This is a genomic window from Streptomyces sp. SBT349 (assembly GCF_001083795.1).
Taxonomy (GTDB): domain Bacteria; phylum Actinomycetota; class Actinomycetes; order Streptomycetales; family Streptomycetaceae; genus Streptomyces.
Map to the genome: position 1 here is coordinate 1 of NZ_LAVK01000171.1, position 15639 is coordinate 15639.

Annotated in this window: 15 protein-coding genes; 5 read left to right on the forward strand and 10 right to left on the reverse strand. The window is 75.3% G+C overall.

Annotated elements, in window-relative coordinates; translation table 11 throughout:
- The 8 genes from ADY01_RS20660 to ADY01_RS20695 form a co-directional block, all read right to left on the reverse strand.
- On the reverse strand, nucleotides 1–963 hold a 963-nt coding region (locus tag ADY01_RS20660; RefSeq protein WP_049575681.1), incomplete at its 3' end, for a glycosyltransferase.
- A 180-nt stretch (nucleotides 964–1143) separates the two neighbouring features.
- The gene (gene recN, locus ADY01_RS20665) at nucleotides 1144–2970 is read right to left on the reverse strand and encodes a DNA repair protein RecN (protein ID WP_049575649.1); all 1827 of its coding nucleotides are present in this window, start codon (nucleotides 2968–2970) and stop codon (nucleotides 1144–1146) included.
- Nucleotides 2971–3069: 99 nt separating this feature from the next.
- Entirely contained in the window at nucleotides 3070–3984 is a 915-nt protein-coding gene (locus tag ADY01_RS20670; RefSeq protein ID WP_049575652.1) for an NAD kinase, read from the reverse strand.
- The gene (locus ADY01_RS20675) at nucleotides 3981–4805 is read right to left on the reverse strand and encodes a TlyA family RNA methyltransferase (protein ID WP_049575654.1); all 825 of its coding nucleotides are present in this window, start codon (nucleotides 4803–4805) and stop codon (nucleotides 3981–3983) included. The genes ADY01_RS20670 and ADY01_RS20675 overlap by 4 nt, the downstream gene beginning before the upstream one ends.
- A gap of 7 nt (nucleotides 4806–4812) precedes the next feature.
- Nucleotides 4813–5214, reverse strand: a complete 402-nt coding sequence (locus ADY01_RS40715) for a hypothetical protein (protein ID WP_049575658.1) — start codon at nucleotides 5212–5214, stop codon at nucleotides 4813–4815.
- Between the two features lie 10 nt (nucleotides 5215–5224).
- On the reverse strand, nucleotides 5225–6181 hold the full coding sequence (locus tag ADY01_RS20685; RefSeq protein ID WP_234320331.1) for an ABC transporter ATP-binding protein: 957 nt from the start codon (nucleotides 6179–6181) through the stop codon (nucleotides 5225–5227).
- Nucleotides 6178–7254, reverse strand: a complete 1077-nt coding sequence (locus tag ADY01_RS20690) for a FecCD family ABC transporter permease (protein WP_049575661.1) — start codon at nucleotides 7252–7254, stop codon at nucleotides 6178–6180. Before ADY01_RS20690 ends, ADY01_RS20685 begins: the two co-directional genes overlap by 4 nt.
- Nucleotides 7251–8213: a FecCD family ABC transporter permease gene (locus tag ADY01_RS20695; RefSeq protein WP_078900455.1), complete on the reverse strand. Its 963-nt coding sequence runs from the start codon at nucleotides 8211–8213 to the stop codon at nucleotides 7251–7253. The genes ADY01_RS20690 and ADY01_RS20695 overlap by 4 nt, the downstream gene beginning before the upstream one ends.
- 183 nt (nucleotides 8214–8396) lie before the next feature.
- On the opposite strand from ADY01_RS20695, the gene ADY01_RS20700 reads away from it, so the two are divergent.
- The 4 genes from ADY01_RS20700 to ADY01_RS20715 all read left to right on the forward strand — a co-directional run bounded on the left by ADY01_RS20700 (nucleotide 8397) and on the right by ADY01_RS20715 (nucleotide 12383).
- Nucleotides 8397–9467, forward strand: coding sequence for an ABC transporter substrate-binding protein (locus ADY01_RS20700; RefSeq protein ID WP_049575667.1), 1071 nt, complete (start codon nucleotides 8397–8399; stop codon nucleotides 9465–9467).
- A gap of 267 nt (nucleotides 9468–9734) precedes the next feature.
- Nucleotides 9735–10430 carry an ABC transporter substrate-binding protein gene (locus tag ADY01_RS20705; RefSeq protein WP_234320332.1) on the forward strand — a complete coding sequence of 232 codons (696 nt, stop codon included), beginning with the start codon at nucleotides 9735–9737 and terminating at the stop codon, nucleotides 10428–10430.
- A gap of 46 nt (nucleotides 10431–10476) precedes the next feature.
- On the forward strand, nucleotides 10477–11523 hold the full coding sequence (locus tag ADY01_RS20710) for an ABC transporter substrate-binding protein (RefSeq protein ID WP_049575669.1): 1047 nt from the start codon (nucleotides 10477–10479) through the stop codon (nucleotides 11521–11523).
- Between the two features lie 32 nt (nucleotides 11524–11555).
- The gene (locus tag ADY01_RS20715; protein WP_049575672.1) at nucleotides 11556–12383 is read left to right on the forward strand and encodes a siderophore-interacting protein; all 828 of its coding nucleotides are present in this window, start codon (nucleotides 11556–11558) and stop codon (nucleotides 12381–12383) included.
- Nucleotides 12384–12452: 69 nt separating this feature from the next.
- Here the strand turns inward: ADY01_RS20715 and ADY01_RS20720 are convergent, their stop codons facing one another.
- Complete coding sequence (locus ADY01_RS20720) at nucleotides 12453–13493, reverse strand: HAD hydrolase-like protein (protein WP_049575675.1); 1041 nt, start codon at nucleotides 13491–13493, stop codon at nucleotides 12453–12455.
- A 56-nt stretch (nucleotides 13494–13549) separates the two neighbouring features.
- Here ADY01_RS20720 and ADY01_RS20725 point away from each other — a divergent pair, with 56 nt between their 5' ends.
- Nucleotides 13550–14809, forward strand: a complete 1260-nt coding sequence (locus tag ADY01_RS20725) for a DUF1015 family protein (protein ID WP_049575678.1) — start codon at nucleotides 13550–13552, stop codon at nucleotides 14807–14809.
- A 15-nt stretch (nucleotides 14810–14824) separates the two neighbouring features.
- Here the strand turns inward: ADY01_RS20725 and ADY01_RS20730 are convergent, their stop codons facing one another.
- Nucleotides 14825–15556 carry a hypothetical protein gene (locus ADY01_RS20730; protein ID WP_107081776.1) on the reverse strand — a complete coding sequence of 244 codons (732 nt, stop codon included), beginning with the start codon at nucleotides 15554–15556 and terminating at the stop codon, nucleotides 14825–14827.
- Between the last annotated feature and the right edge of the window lie 83 nt (nucleotides 15557–15639).

A 15639-nucleotide genomic window follows, 5' to 3' on the forward strand; every position in this document is an offset into this window, starting at 1 on the left:
GTCGTCACCTCGGGCGAGGCCACCGCGTACAACCTGGGCACCGACAACCTGCACGAGGAGGGCCACACCGTCGAGGCCGGCGCGGACGCGACGGTCACGGCCGTCAACGTCGCCCGCCCACCGGGCCACGAGCAGTGCCACATCCGCGTCGCGCAGCAGCGTCGCCGCGTCCGTGCCCCGGCCCAGCAGCCGCACGGGCAGCGCCTCGCGGTCGATGCGGCGCTGGAGCAGCCCCCGCTCGGGGCCGTCGCCCGCCACCGCGAGCACCGGCTGCGGCAGGAGGCGTCCCCAGGCGCGCGAGGCGGTCAGCAGCACGTCGATGCTCTGCGAACGGACCAGCTGCGCCTCGGTGACCAGCAGCGGCCGGTCGACGGCCCCCAGCTCGGCGCGGATCTTGCCCGGCTCGGCCTGGCCGGGGGACGCCTCGTCCCGCGGGGCCCGTTGCGCGGGGAGCGCCACCGGCGCGAGCCGCGCGTCACGCGCGCCGTGGCTGCGCGCCCGGTCCACCAGGTCGGAGGTGGTGCCGAGCACCACGGAGGCGGCGCGGGCCACGCAGTGCTCGGTGAGGCCGCGGAGCCGGGCCTTCAGGCCGGGGGCGGTCGAGCGCGTGTGCCAGGTGACGACGAGCGGGACGGCACGGCGGCGCAGCGTCAGCGCCGCGAGCAGCCCGGCCCGCATGCCGTGCGCGTGGACCAGGTCCGCGTCCGCGCACATCGCCCCGATCACGCCGACCGCCGCGGGAGTGGTCTTCACCGGCACCGGAACGAAGCGCGCTCCGGCGCCCGTGAAACGGTGCCGGCGCTCGGCGCTCGGCGAGGCGCCCACGGTCACGCGCACGCCCCGCGCGACAAGCCCGGCGGACAGCGAACGCACATGCGCCCCCGTGCCGACGCCGCCCCCGCCGAGCAGCTGCACGACATGCAGCGGCGCGGGACTGTGCGACGGTACGGACGAGCTGCTCAACGCACTTCTCTCGGTGGTAGGGCGGTCGGGCTCCGGATTCACTTCTCCACGCGCCAGCGTACGTTGCGCACGGCGACCCCCCGTTCGCTGGGAGTGGGACGCCGTCCAGAATGCCAGCAGCCCCCGTCTCGCGGTAGCGCCCGCCACCCGCTCGGCCCAGTGCGGCCCGGATGTCCCGTCCTAGGCCCGCTCCCCGGCCCGGCGCCCCAATGCGGCGGCGGTGGCGAGCAGTTCCTCGGCGTGGGCGCGGGCCAGCTCGGAGTCCTCCTGCCCCGCGAGCATGCGCGACAACTCCCGCACCCGCCCCTCGCCGTGCACGGTCCGCACGCCGCTGTGGGTCACGGATCCGTCGCTGGTCTTCTCGACCACCAGGTGGCGGTCGGCGAACGCGGCGACCTGCGGGAGGTGGGTGACGACCACCACCTGGGCCGAGTCCGCGAGCTTGGCCAGGCGCCGGCCGACCTCGACGGCCGCCTTGCCGCCCACGCCCGCGTCGACCTCGTCGAAGAGGTAGGTCGGCACGGGCGCCGCACCGGCGAAGACGACCTCGACGGCCAGCATCACACGGGACAGCTCGCCGCCCGAGGCGCCCTTGGCGATGGGGCGGGCGGGGGCGCCGGGGTGCGGGGCGAGCAGCAGCTCGACCTCGTCGGCGCCGTGGGGACCCACGGCCACGGTCCTGCCGTCGAGCTCGACGGCGTCCTCGTCGCCCGGCGCGGCCTCGGTGTGCCGGACGTCCACCTGGATCCGCGCGTGGACCATGGCGAGCTGGGTGAGCTCCTCGGTGACGGCGTCGGCGAAGCGCTTGGCGGCCTCGCGCCTCGCCTCGCCGAGGGTGTGGGCGAGCGCGGTGAGGCGGTCGCGCAGGCCGTCGCGTTCGGCGGTGAGGCCGTCGATGCGGTCGTCGTCGTTGTCCAGGTCGGCGAGTCTGGCCTCGCTCCGCTCGGCCCAGGCCAGGACGGCGGTGGCGCCGTCGGTGCGGTCGGCGCGGCCTTCGCCCCGGCCGAAGCCCTCGGCGAACGTCTCGCCGTACTTGCGGATCAGGTGGGTGAGAGCGGCGCGGCGCTCCTCGACGGCGGCCAGCCGCAGCGGGTCGGAGTCCAGCCCGTCGGAGTACCCGGCGAGCTCGCCCGCCACATCGCTCAGCAGGATCTGGACCTCGCCGAGGCGGTCGGCCAGGTCGGCGAGCGCCGGGTCGTGCGCGCGCACCGCCTGGAGCGCGCGGTACGCGCCGCCGACGAGGGTGACGGCGTCGATGGACTCCGGGTCGGCGGGGTCGCCCGCGAGCGCGCCGTGGGCCGCGGCGGAGGCCGCGGCCAGTGCTTCGGCGTGGCCGAGGCGGCCCGCCTCGGCGGCCAGCTCGGCCTCCTCGCCCGCCCGCGGCCCGGCGGCGGCGATCTCGTCGAGGCCGAAACGGAGCAGGTCCGCCTCCTGGGCGCGCTCGCGTGCGCGGGTGGTGAGCTCGGTGAGCTCCGCGCTGACGGCGCGCAGCCGCCGGTAGACGTCCTGGTACGCGGCGAGCGGCACCGCGACGGCGTCGCCCGCGTAACGGTCCAGGGCGCGCCGCTGCCTGGCCGGGCGCAGCAACCCCTGCTGGTCGGTCTGGCCGTGGACGGCGACCAGGTCCTCGCCGAGCTCGCCGAGCAGCCCCGCGGGCACCGAGCGCCCGCCCACATGGGCGCGGGAGCGGCCCTCGGCCGAGATGGTGCGGCTGATGAGCAGGGCCCCCTCGTCCAGTTCGGCGCCCGCCTCCGCGGCGCGCACCGCGGCCGGGGAGTCGGGGGCCACGGTGATGCGGCCCTCCACGACGGCCGCCGCCGCGCCCGTTCGCACATAGCCCGCGTCCGCGCGCCCGCCCATCAGCAGGCCGAGGCTGGTGACGACCATGGTCTTGCCCGCGCCGGTCTCACCCGTCACCGCGGTGAAGCCGGAGGACAGCTCGACGGTGGCGTCGTCGATCACGCCCAGGTCCTTGATCCGCATCTCCTCCAACACGGATACGACCATACGAGGTTCTCCGGGCGGCTGGCGACGACGGTGTCCCCCGAACGTTCCCGGCATCGTTCCCCGCATCGCTCCCCGTGCCGGTCCCGGCACCGCTCCGTGTCAGTGCGCCGCCCCGCGCCAGCCCGCCACGGGCAGGGCGAACTTGGCGACCAGCCGGTCGGTGAACGGCGCGTGGTGGAGCCTGGCCAGCCGAACGGGAACGGTGCCGCGCCGCACCTCGACCCTGGCGCCCGGGGACAGGCCGACGCTGCGGCGCCCGTCGCACCACAGCACGCCGGGTTGCGCGTGGTGCCTGATCTCGACGGCGAGGACCGAGTCGGGGCCGGTGACCAGGGGTTTGGCGAACAGGGCGTGCGCGCTGATCGGGACCATCAGCAGGGCCTCGACGTTGGGCCACACGATCGGGCCACCGGCGGAGAAGGCGTAGGCGGTGGAGCCGGTGGGGGTGGCGCAGACGACGCCGTCCCCGCCGAATCCGGAGACGGGCCGGCCGTCCACCTCGATGACGACTTCGAGCAGACGTTCCCGGGCGGCCTTCTCGACGGAGGCTTCGTTGAGGGCCCAGTTGGTGTGGACGACGTGTCCGTTGTCACGTACCAGGACGTCGAGGGTCATCCGTTCCTCGACCTCGTAGGCGCGGCCGACGACGCGGTCCACCACCTTCTCCAGATCGTCGCGTTCCGCCTCGGCGAGGAAGCCGATGCGGCCGAGGTTGACGCCGAGCATGGGGACGCCCGAGGCGCGGGCGAACTCCGCGCCGCGCAGCAGGGTGCCGTCGCCGCCGAGGACGACGAGCAGCTCGCAGCCGTCCATGCCGCCGCACTCGGGCGCGTTCTTCTCGATGCGCTCGACCTCGGGGGGCAGCGGCAGGTCGGCCGCCTCCTTCGCCAGCACGCGGACGCCGATGCCGTGCGCCAGCAGGCCCTGGACGACCAGCTCGGCGCTGCGGATGGCGGCCGGGCGGCCGGTGTGGGCGAGCAGAAAAACGGTGCGTGTGTCCCCGTTCGTGGTCACTGCGGCCCCTCCGTCACGGCGCGTTCGACTTCCGCCGGGTCGAGTGCGGGCGCCCCGGCGCACAACCACAGGAAGTATTCAACATTTCCCGAGGGGCCGGGCAGCGGGCTCGCGGTGACACCGGCCACGCCGAGGCCGTGCTCGGCGGCGCGGGCGCCCACCGCGGTGACGGCCTCGGCACGCAGCGCGGGGCTGCGTACGACGCCTCCGCTGCCGAGGCGCTCCCTGCCGACCTCGAACTGCGGCTTGACCATCAGCACCAGGTCGGCGCCGGGCGCGGCGCAGCGGACGAGGGCGGGGAGGACGAGGTGGAGCGGGATGAACGACAGGTCGCCGACGACGAGGTCCACGGGACGCCCGCCGATCGCGTCGAGGGTGAGCTCGCGGACGTTGGTGCGGTCCCTGACGGTGACGCGCTCGTCGGCGCGGAGCGACCAGGCGAGCTGGCCGTAGCCGACGTCGACGGCGATGACGGAGACGGCCCCGGCGCGCAGCAGCACGTCGGTGAAGCCGCCGGTGGAGGCGCCCGCGTCCAGCGCGCGCCGCCCGGCGACGCGCAGCCCGCGAGGGGTGAACGCGGCCAGCGCCCCGGCGAGCTTGTGACCGCCGCGCGAGACGTAGCCGGGGTCGCCGCCGTCCTCGGTGACGAGGAGGGCCGCGCTGGTGGCGACCTGGGTGGCGGGCTTGGCCGCCCTGGCGCCGTCCACGGTCACGCGGCCCGCCTCGATGAGGGCGCGGGCGTGGTCGCGGGAACGGGCCAGCTTGCGCCGCACCAGCTCGGCGTCGAGCCGGGCGAGGCGCCGCTGTGTCGCTGCTGCCACCTGCGGCTCAACTCCCGTGCGCGGAAGCGGACGCGGGCCCGGGAACGGGTCCGGGCGCGGGCCCGGTGGGGGCGGCGGGTCCGGGCGCGGGCCGGTCGAGGGCGGTCAGGGTGTCGCGCAGGCCGCGGTGCACGTCCTCGTACGCCTCCAGGTGGGCCGCGACCGGGAGGTGGTCGACGTCGGCCAGCCGCCGCAGCCGCGCGTCGACGCCGTCGTGGCCGGTGGCGGTGGTGGGGACGCCGAGCGGCCGCGGCCCCTCGCCGGGGGCGGCGGCACCGTCGCCCTCCTTGGTGTCCGGCCCCGGCGTCCCTTTGACCGGCGTCCCGGCCGGGGGAGCCGCGTGCCCCGGGTCGGCGTCCTGCCGCCGGGCGGCGGGGGGTTGTGTGGTGGCGTCGTGGCGCTCGTGCATGCCACCGACGCTACCGGGTGGCCACCGCGGCCGGGCGCCGCGCCGCCGGAACGACGAGGGGGGTGCCGGTCTCGGGGTCGTCGATGACCCGGCAGGGCAGCCGGAAGACCTCCTCGACCAGGTCCGCGGTGACGACCTCCTCCGGGGTGCCCTCGGCCACCACGCTGCCCTCCCGCAGGGCGATCAGGTGCGTGGCGTACCGGGCGGCGTGGTTGAGGTCGTGGAGAACGGCGACGAGGGTGCGGCCCTGCTCCTCGTGCAGACCGGCGCACAGGTCGAGGACCTCGATCTGGTGGGCGATGTCGAGGAACGTGGTGGGCTCGTCGAGGAGGAGCAGCGGGGTCTGCTGGGCGAGCGCCATGGCGATCCACACGCGCTGCCGCTGCCCGCCGGAGAGCTCGTCGACATAGCGGTCCCCCAGCCCCGTGACGCCGGTGGCCGCCATGGACTCGGCGACGACCCGCTCGTCCTCGCGCGACCACTGCCGCAGCAGGCCCTGGTGGGGGTAACGGCCGCGGGCGACGAGGTCGGCGACGGTGATGCCGTCGGGGGCGATGGGCGACTGCGGGAGCAGGCCGAGGGTGCGGGCCAGTTTCCTGGCGGGCAGGGCGGTGATGGCCCGGCCGTCGAGCAGCACGGCGCCCTCGGCGGGTTTGAGCAGGCGCGACAGGGCGCGCAGGAGCGTGGACTTGCCGCAGGCGTTGGGCCCGACGATCACCGTGAACGACCGGTCGGGGATCCGCACGGACAGGTGCTCGGCGATGACCCGCTGGTCGTAGGCGAGGGTGACGTCCTCGGTCACCAGGCGGGCGGCGCCCGCCGTTCCGCTCCGGTCCACCACGTCTCCTCGCTCCCGGCCCCGGCCCTGGTTCTGGTCCTGGCCTCGGTCCTGGCCCTGATTCCGGTGGTCCTGTTCCTGGTCCATGTCCGTCCCGGTCGCGTCCGTCCCGTTACCCGTCCCCGTCATATCCGTCCCGCCTTGCGCTCGGTGAACAGCAGCCACAGCAGATAGCCGCCGCCCAGCACGCCGGTGACCGCGCCGACCGGGAGCTGGCGGTCGCCGAAGGCCCACTGCGCGAGGTAGTCGGAGGCCACCATCAGCAGGGCCCCCATGAAGGCAGCGGGCAGCAGGTTCGGGCCGGTGGCGCGGGTGAGGCGGCGGGCCAGCTGGGGCGCGGTGAGGGCGACGAACGCGATCGGCCCGGCGGCGGCGGTCGCCGTGGCCGTGAGCAGGGTGGCGGCCAGCACGAGGACGAGCCTGGTGCGTTCGACCCGCACGCCGAGCGCCCCGGCGGCCTCGTCGCCCATCTCCAGCATCCGCAGCGGCCTGGCCTGCGAGAGCGCCACCGGCACGAGCACGGCGCAGGCGGCGAGCAGCGGCCAGAACTCGTCCCAGCCGCGCCCGTTGAGCGACCCGGTCAGCCAGAGCACGGCGCGGGCGGCGTCCACGATGTCGGCGCGGGTGAGGAGGTAGCCGTTGACGGCGCTGAGCATGGCCGCGATGCCGATGCCGACCAGGACCAGCCGGTAGCCGTGGATGCCGCCGCGCCAGGCCAGCGCGTAGACGCCGACGCCGGTGAGGAGCCCCCCGACCACCGCGCCGCCGGCCACGGCGAAGCTGCTGCCCTGGAAGAGCACGATGACCGTGAGGGCGCCCGCCGCCGAGCCCTGGCCGAAGCCGATGACGTCGGGGCTGCCCAGCGGGTTGCGCGAGACGGCCTGGAAGGCCGCGCCCGCCAGGCCGAGGGCGACGCCGACCAGCAGGGCGACCAGCACCCGGGGCAGCCGCAGGTCGCGGACGATGAACTCCTGGGCGACCGTGCCGTTCCCGGCGAGGGTGCGCAGCACCTCGGCGGGCGACAGGGGGTAGTCCCCGGTGCCCACCAGGACCACGCCCACGGCGAGCGCGAGCAGCAGGAGCAGCACGACGACGAGCGCCGATCCGAGGTCGGCGCGCACGGACAGGCCCCCGCGGGTGCGCAGGACGAGGCCGCGGGGGCGGTCCCGCGCGGGGGGAGGCTGGGTTTTCCGGAGCGTCATAGCTGGGCCGTCCTGCGGCGGCGGACGAGGTAGACGAAGACCGGGCCGCCGATGAGGCTGGTGACGATGCCGACCTGGAGTTCGGACGGGCGGGTGACCAGCCTGCCGACGATGTCGGCGCCGAGCAGCAGCACCGGGGAGAGCACGGTCGCGTACGGGAGGATCCAGCGCATGTCGGGCCCGGTGAGGGCCCGCACCATGTGGGGGATCATCAGCCCGACGAAGACGATGGGCCCGCAGGCCGCGGTGGCCGCCCCGCACAGCAGGGTGACGGCGAGCATGGCCAGGACGCGGGTCCTGGTGAGGCTGGCGCCCAGGGCCCGCGCGGTGTCGTCGCCCAGCGCCACGGCGTTGAGGGGGCGGGCCAGGCAGAGGGCCAGGACCATGCCGACGGCGAGGAACGGCAGCACCTGCCGGATGACCTCGGGGCTGGAGGAGGCGAGGGAGCCCACCGACCAGAACCGCATCCGGTCGAGCGCGGCGGTGTCCAGCAGCTGAACGGCGTTGATGTAGCCGAAGAGCGCGGCCGTCACCGCCGTGCCGGCCAGGGCCAGGCGGACCGGGGTCGCCGAACGGGTGCCGCCGAGCGCGTAGACCACCAGTGACACGGCGGCGGCGCCGAGGAACGCGAACCACACGTAGCCGGTCACCGAGGTGACGTCGAGGAAGCTGATGGCCGAGACGACGGCGGCCGAGGCGCCCGCGTTGACCCCGAGCAGGCCGGGGTCGGCCAGCGGGTTGCGCGTGAGCGCCTGCATCACGGCCCCGGCGAGTCCGAGCGCGGCGCCGCACAGCAGGCCGAGCACGGTGCGCGGCAGCCGGACGTCGCGGACGACGACGTCGTTGTCCGTGCCGGAGTACTGGAACAGGCCGTGCCAGACGTCGCCCAACGGGACGGACCTGGCGCCGAGCGCGATGCTCGCGGCGGCGACGCAGATCAGCACCCCGACGGCGGCCATGAACCCCACCGCACGGGGGGTGGTGCGCCGGGGCGCGGTCTCGGCCACGGGCGCCGACGCGGGAGGCGCTGCGCCGGGCTTGACCAGAGTCACGCTGAACTCCCTGTGCTAGAACTCTCGGAGGACATGGGGTTAGGTTAGCCTAACCTCGCTTGAGGCCGACGAGAGAGCAAGGCAGGACCCATGACCCCTTCCCGCACCGCCCCCCTGTCACGCCGCGCACTGCTGTCCGCCGGCGGCGCGCTGGGCGCGGGCGTCCTGATCAGCGCGTGCGGCGGCTCGGACGACGACGCGTCGAACGGTTCGGGCTCCGGCTCGGGCTCCGGCGAAGGGGGCGCCGCCTCCGGAGCGTTCAGCTTCACGGACGACCGCGGCGAGACGGTCGAGCTGGACGGCGTGCCCGAGCGGATCGTGGCCTTCGTCGGCGTCGCCGCCGCCCTGCACGACTACGGCGTCGAGGCCACCGCCGTCTTCGGCCCCACCACGCTCCCCAACGGCGAACCCGACGCACAGGCGGGTGACCTCGACGTGGACGGCGTGACGGTCCTGGGCAACGCCTGGGGCGAGTTCAACATCGAGGAGTACGCCCGGCTCGAACCCCAACTCCTCGCCGCCACCACCTACGACACGGCCAGCCTCTGGTACGTGCCGGAGGAGAGCGCGGAGGACATCCTCTCGCTGGCCCCCAGCGTGGCCATTCTCACGTCGCCCACCGCCGACGCCCCGGACATCCGGCTGGGGAGCGTCATCCAGCGTCACGTCGAGCTGGCCGAGGCCCTCGGCGGCGACCTGGACGCGCCCGAGGTCACCGACGCGATCGCCCGCTTCGAGGCCGCGGCCGAGAGCCTGCGTCAGGCCACCCGCGACAACCCGGGCATCCGCGTCCTCGCCTGCTCCGCCGACGCCGAGCTGTTCTGGAACTCCGACCCCTCGTACTACGCGGACCTCGCCTGGTTCCGGGAGCTCGGCGTCGAGTTCGTCGTGCCGGACCAGGTCGGAGACGGCGGCTTCTTCGAGGGCGTGAGCTGGGAGAACGCCGACACGTACCCCGCCGACCTGCTGCTGCTCGACGCCCGCACGGTCGCCCTCCAGCCCGAGGAGCTGACCGGCAAGCCCACCTTCGCCCGGCTGCCCGCGGTCGAGGCGGGCCAGATCACCGGCTGGAACAGCGAGCCGATCTTCTCGCACGCCGCCTGCGCCCCGCTGATCGAGCGGCTGGCCGAGGCGATCCGCGACGCCAGGAGGGTGAGCTGATGCGGACCGCGCGCCGCCCCGGTCCCCCGCGCCCTGTTCGGAGCCGGAGCCGGATTCCGGGGCGCGGACGGCTGGACGTTCACCGACGACCGCGACGAGACCGTCACCCTCGACGCCCGCCCCGAGACCGTCGTCGCCTACGTCGGCTCGGCCGCCGCCCTGCACGACTACGGCATCGAGGTCACCGGCGTCTTCGGCCCCACCCTCCTCGCCGACGGCCAACCGGACGTCCAGGCGGCCGACCTCGACGTCGAGCGGCTGACCGTCATCGGCAATGCCTGGGGCGAGTTCAACGTCGAGGAGTACGCCCGGCTCGAACCCGACCTCCTGATCAGCGACATGCGCTTCCCGCCCGACCTGTGGTACCTCCCCGAGGACAGCGCCGAGGCCATCCTCGGCCTGGCCCCCAGCGTCGCGGTCCGGAGCGGCGGCGTACCGCTCCGCACCACCCTGGAGCGTTACGCCGAGCTGGCCGGGGCGCTCGGCGCCGACCTCGACGCGCCCCGCGTCACCGACGCGATCGCCGCCTTCGACGCCGGCGCCGAGAGCCTGCGCCGCGCCGCCCGCGACAACCCGGGCATCCGCGTCCTCGCCCTGAGCGCCACGGACGACAAGGTCTGGTTCGCCGTCCCCGCCGACCTGCCCGACCTCGCCCACTTCGCGGAGCTCGGCGCCGAGTTCGTCACCCCGGACAGCCCGGACCCCGGCGGCGTGTTCCAGTCCACGAGCTGGGAGAACGCCGACACGTTCGCGGCCGACCTCCTCCTCGTCGACAACCGCACCGGCAACCTCCAGCCGGACCGGCTCGCCGGCACCAAGCCCACCTGGCGGGCCCTGCCCGCCGTCCGCGCCGGGCAGGTCGTCTCCTGGACCCCCGAGCCCACGTCCAGCTACGCCCACGTCGCCCCGATCCTCCAGGGCCTGGCCGAGGCCATCGGCAGCGCCACCCGGACCTCCGCCTGAGCCACCCCGACCCGCCGCACGCCCCGCACCACGAGGAGCCCGCCCGATGCCCCCGACATCCCCGAAGAACCCCTCCCGCAGGTCCCTGCTCGCCGCGGGCGGCGCCGCGGGAGCCGCCATGCTCCTGGCCGCCTGCGGCGACGACGACGGCGACCAGGCGGGCTCGACCTCGGGCTCCGGCTCCGGCTCCGAACAGGGCGCGGGCGGCTGGACGTTCACCGACGACCGCGACGAGACCGTCACCCTCGACGCCCGCCCCGAGACCATCGTGGCGTTCGTCACCGCCGCCGCCGCCCTCCACGACTACGGCATCGAGGTCACCGGCGTCTTCGGCCCCACCAGCCCCGTCGACGGCCAACCCAACCCGCAGGCGGGGGAGATGGACGTCAGCGGCCTGACCAGCCTGGGCGAGGCGTGGGGCGAGTTCAACATCGAGGAGTACGCCCGGCTCGAACCCGACCTCCTCGTCAGCACCATGTTCCCCGCGCCCGACCTGTGGTTCGTTCCCCCGGAGAGCCAGGAGGACATCCTCGCCCTGGCCCCCAGCGTCGGCATCAACGTCGCCCGCGCCTCCCTCCTCGAACCCATCACCCGCTTCGCCGAATTCGCGGAGTCGCTGGGCGCCGACCTGTCCGCCGCCTCCGTCACCGAGGCCAGGACCCGCTTCGAGACCGCCGCCGAGAGCCTGCGCCGCGCCGCCCGCGACAACCCGGGGATCAAGGTCATGGCCGTGACCGGCGACAACGAGAACCTCTACATCGGCGTGCCCTCCTCCTACGCCGACCTCTTCTACTTCGCCGAGCTCGGCGTCGGCATCGTCGAGGCCGAGAAGTCCGACGAGTTCGGCTTCTGGGAGTTCGTGAGCTGGGAGAACGCCGACAAGTACCACGCCGACCTGATCATGATCGACAACCGCACCCAGGCGCTCACCCTCGAACAGCTCAGGGAGAAGCCGACCTTCGCCCGCCTGCCCGCCGTCGAGGCGGGCCAGACCGTGCCGTGGGCCATGGAGGAACGGCACACCTACGCCGGCTACGCGCCCGTGATCGAGCAGCTGGCCGAAGCCGTCGGCAACGCCACACGGCTCGGCTGAACACCCGGCCTGACGGAACGGAAAGGACGACCATGACCACCGCCCCGTACGAGTTCTTCGACCTGCGCGTCCTGCGCGCCGACCGCATCAGCCCCGGCTTCGTCCGCGTCACCCTCGGCGGAGAGAAGCTCACCCGCTTCGCCGGCGGCGGCCGGGACCAGCGCATCAAACTGTTCCTGCCCCACCCGGGACGGCGGGAGATCGTGGTCCCCCGCGAGGCGGGCCTCGACTGGTGGCCCGCCTGGAAGCGCATGGACCCCGACGAGCGCGCCACCATGCGCACCTACACGCTCCGCGAGCACCGCCGCGAGCCGGACGAGGTGGACATCGACTTCGCCCTGCACGGCGACGCGGGCGTGGCGGCGCGGTGGGCCGCGCGGGCCAGGCCGGGCGACCCCCTGACGATTCTGGGCCCGGTCCAGGAGGAGAACGGCGGCGTCGACTTCCGGCCGCCCGCCGACGCGGACTGGACGCTGATCACGGCCGACGCCACGGCGCTCCCCGCGGTCGCGGGCATCCTGGCCTGGCTGCCGCCGGGCACCAAGGCCCGCGTCTGGATCGAGGTCGACCACGCGGCCGACCGCCAGGACCTCCCGACCAAGGCCGACGCGGAGATCACCTGGCTCCTCCCCGAGGACCGCACGACCGCCGATCAGGCTGTCCGCGCGGCGACCCTCCCGGAGGGCTCCCCCTACGCCTGGATCGCGGGCGAGGCGTCCACCATCCGCGCCCTCCGCCGCCACCTCGTCAACGACCGCGCCATCGACCGCGCGCGGATCACCTTCTCCGGCTACTGGCGCCGAGGCGTCTCGGAGGAGGACCTGATCACCGAGTCGATCGCCGCCGAGGCCGCGGCCTGAGACCCCGCCGGGGGCGCGGACCCGCGCACCCGCGCCCCCGGCACGCCTCGCACCACCCCGGGCCGCCCTCTACCACGCGAGCCGCGCCAGCGCCCGTTCGCCCGCCACGGGCGCCCCCGCGTCCACCGCCGACCAGGCCGCGCCGCACAGCGCGCGCAGGCCGTCCACGGGGTGGCCGTCCCCGCTCAGCTCCAGGCCGCTCCCGCCCACGGAAGCCGACCAGCCGCCGCACCGGAACCCTCCCCCGGCCCGCTCCACGCCGGGCTGGGGCGTCAGCAGCCCCCGCAGATCCGCCGCCACATACGTCGGCCGGTGCTCGGGGCGGGCCGCGAGAAGCTCCGCCGCATCCGTCACGCCCGTCAGCACCAGCAGCGAGGCGACGCCCCCGGCGTGCGCCCCCTCGATGTCCGTGTCCAGCCGGTCCCCGATCACCAACGGCCGCTCGGCGCCCGTCCGCAGAATGCTCTCCCGGTGCATCGGCGGCCTCGGCTTCCCGCCCACCCGGGGCTCCTTGGTACGGCCCGTCGCGATCCGCACGACCTCCACCGCCGCCCCGTTCCCCGGCGCGATGCCCCGGCCGCTCGGGATGGTCGCGTCCAGGTTCGAGGCGAACCACGGCACCCCCCGGTTCACCGCGATCGCCGCCTCCGTCAGCGCGCCCCACGGCAGTTCCGGGCCGCCGTACCCCTGCACCACCGCCGCCGGCGCCTCGTCCGCCGAGCCCACCGGCCGCAGCCCGCGTTCGACCAGCGCCGTCCGCAGGCCCTCTCCGCCCGCGCACAGCACCGCGGCCCCCGCCGGCACCTCCGCGGCGATCAGCCGGGCCACCGCCTGCGCCGAGGTGACGACCTCCTCGGGCACCGCGGGAACGCCGAGCCGGGTCAGGTGCTCGGCCACGGTCACCGGCGTGCGGTTGGCGTTGTTGGTCACATACGCCAGCCGCATCCCGCCCTCGCGCGCGGCCCGCAGCGACGCCACCGCGTGCGGCAGCGCCGCACCGCCCGCGTACACCACCCCGTCCAGGTCGAGCAGCGCGGTGTCGTACACCTCGTGCAGCGCCCGCGCCGAGCCCTCGGGGACGGCGCTCCGGCGCCGTGCCGATCCAGCCATTGACTCAGCCATTGGCACCGATCATCCCCCATCCCCCGACGGCATACGATGCGGGGATGCCCGCCGCCGTGCTGGACCTCGCGCCGTTCCGGGCGCTGCGCTACGCGCCCGAACGCGTCGGAAGCCTGGCCGCCGTCACCTCGCCTCCCTACGACGTCGTGGTCCGCCCCGACGGCCTGCACGCGTTGGAGACCGCGGACCCGTTCAACATCGTCCGCCTCATCCTCCCGCAGGCCGACGACCCGGCCGCGGCCCACCGTTCGGCCGCGGCCACGCTCAGGCGCTGGCGCGCCGAGGGGGTGCTGACCACCGACCCGCGCCCCGCCCTGTACGTGTACGAGCAACGCGCCGGCGCCACGCTCCAGCGCGGCCTGATCGGCGCCCTGCGGTTGACCCCGCCCGAGGAGGGCGTCGTCCTGCCGCACGAGGACGTGCTGCCCGAGGTCGTCGCCGACCGGGCGGCCCTGATGCGCGCCACCGCCGCGAACCTGGAGCCGCTCCTGCTCTCCTACCGCGGCGCCGCCGCGGACACCACCGCCACCCTCATAGAACGCGCCGCCACCCGCCGCCCGTCGCTCGCCACCACCACGGCGGACGGCACCGAGCACCGGATCTGGCCGCTCACCGACCCTGCGGAACTGGCCGCCGTCGCCGACGAGTTGACCCGGCACCGGGCGCTCATCGCGGACGGCCACCACCGCTGGGCGACCTATCTGCGGCTGTGCGAGGAGCACGGCGCCAGGGCGCCGTGGGACAGGGGACTCGTGCTGCTGGTCGACACCGACCGCTACCCGCTGCGGGTCCAGGCCATCCACCGCCTCCTGCCCGGCGTCCGGTCCGCCGCCGCCCTGGCCGCGCTCGACGGCGCCTGGCGGATCCGGCACCTCCCCCCTGCCCTCTCCCTCCCCGACGCCCTGCTCGCCCTGGACCGCGCCGAGGGCAACGCGTTCCTCGTCGCCGGCGCCGGAACCGACGCGTTCGCCCTCCTCGACCGCCCGGACCCCGCGCTCCTGGCCACCAGCGTCCGCGCCGACCGGCCCGAGGACTGGCGCACCCTGGACGCCACCGTGCTGCACAGCGCCCTGCTCCCCGCCCTCGGCCCCGGCGCCGTGCGCTACCTCCACGACGCCGCCGCGGCCCTCGGCCAGGCGCGCCAGTGGGGCGGCACGGCCGTCCTCCTGCGGGCCGTCCCCGAGACCCGCGTCCGCGCTCTCGCCGAACGCGGGATCACCATGCCCCAGAAGTCGACGTCCTTCGGCCCCAAACCGGCCACGGGCCTCCTGCTCCGCAGCCTGGACGGCGGCGCGGGACACTAGGACCCGCGCACGCGCTCACTCCTCGCCGGTGTCGGCCTCCGGGTCCAGGGCGTCGACGAACTCGATGCCGTCCAGCTCCGACAGCCGGTCGGACGCGTTGGTGGTGCCGCCGGTGTCGGCCTCGACCGCCTTCGCGAACCAGTCGCGCGCCTCGGCGTCCCGCCCCACGGCCAGCAGCGCGTCGCCGTACGCGTAGCGCAGCCTGGCCGTCCAGGGGTGCACGGCGGTCGACGCCAGCTCGGGGCTCTGGAGGGTCACCACGGCGGCCTCGGCCTGTCCCATGTCCCTCCGGGCCCCGGCCGCGACCAGGCGCATCTCGACCTGCCCGGCCCGGTCGAGCTGCCGCACCTCGGGCTCACCCGCCATGGCGAGCGCCCGCTCGGGACGCCCGATGCCGCGCTCGCAGTCGGCCATGATGGGCCACAGGTGAACCGACCCCGACATCCGCCGCGCCGCGCGGAACTCGGTCAGCGCCTCCGCGTACTTCTCCACCGCGTACGCGGCGAACCCGGCCGCCTCACGGACGGCCCCGACGCGCGAGGCCAGCCGCAGCGCGACACGCGAGTAGGCGTACGCCCGCTCCGGGTCCTCGTCCAGCAGTTGAGCGACCATCACCAGGTTCCGGGCGACATCGGTGGCCAGCGTCTTGGGCAGGCTGAGCAGCTCCTGCCGCACGGACCTGTCGATCTCCTCGCCCGTCACCTCGTCGGGAAGGGGCAGCCGACGCGCCGAATCCCGGTCCCGCACGCGGAAGTTCTGCTGATCGGGAACGCGCCCCCTGCCGCCCCGCTGATACCCGGCACGCGGCCCACCCCGGGACGGTCCGTCAC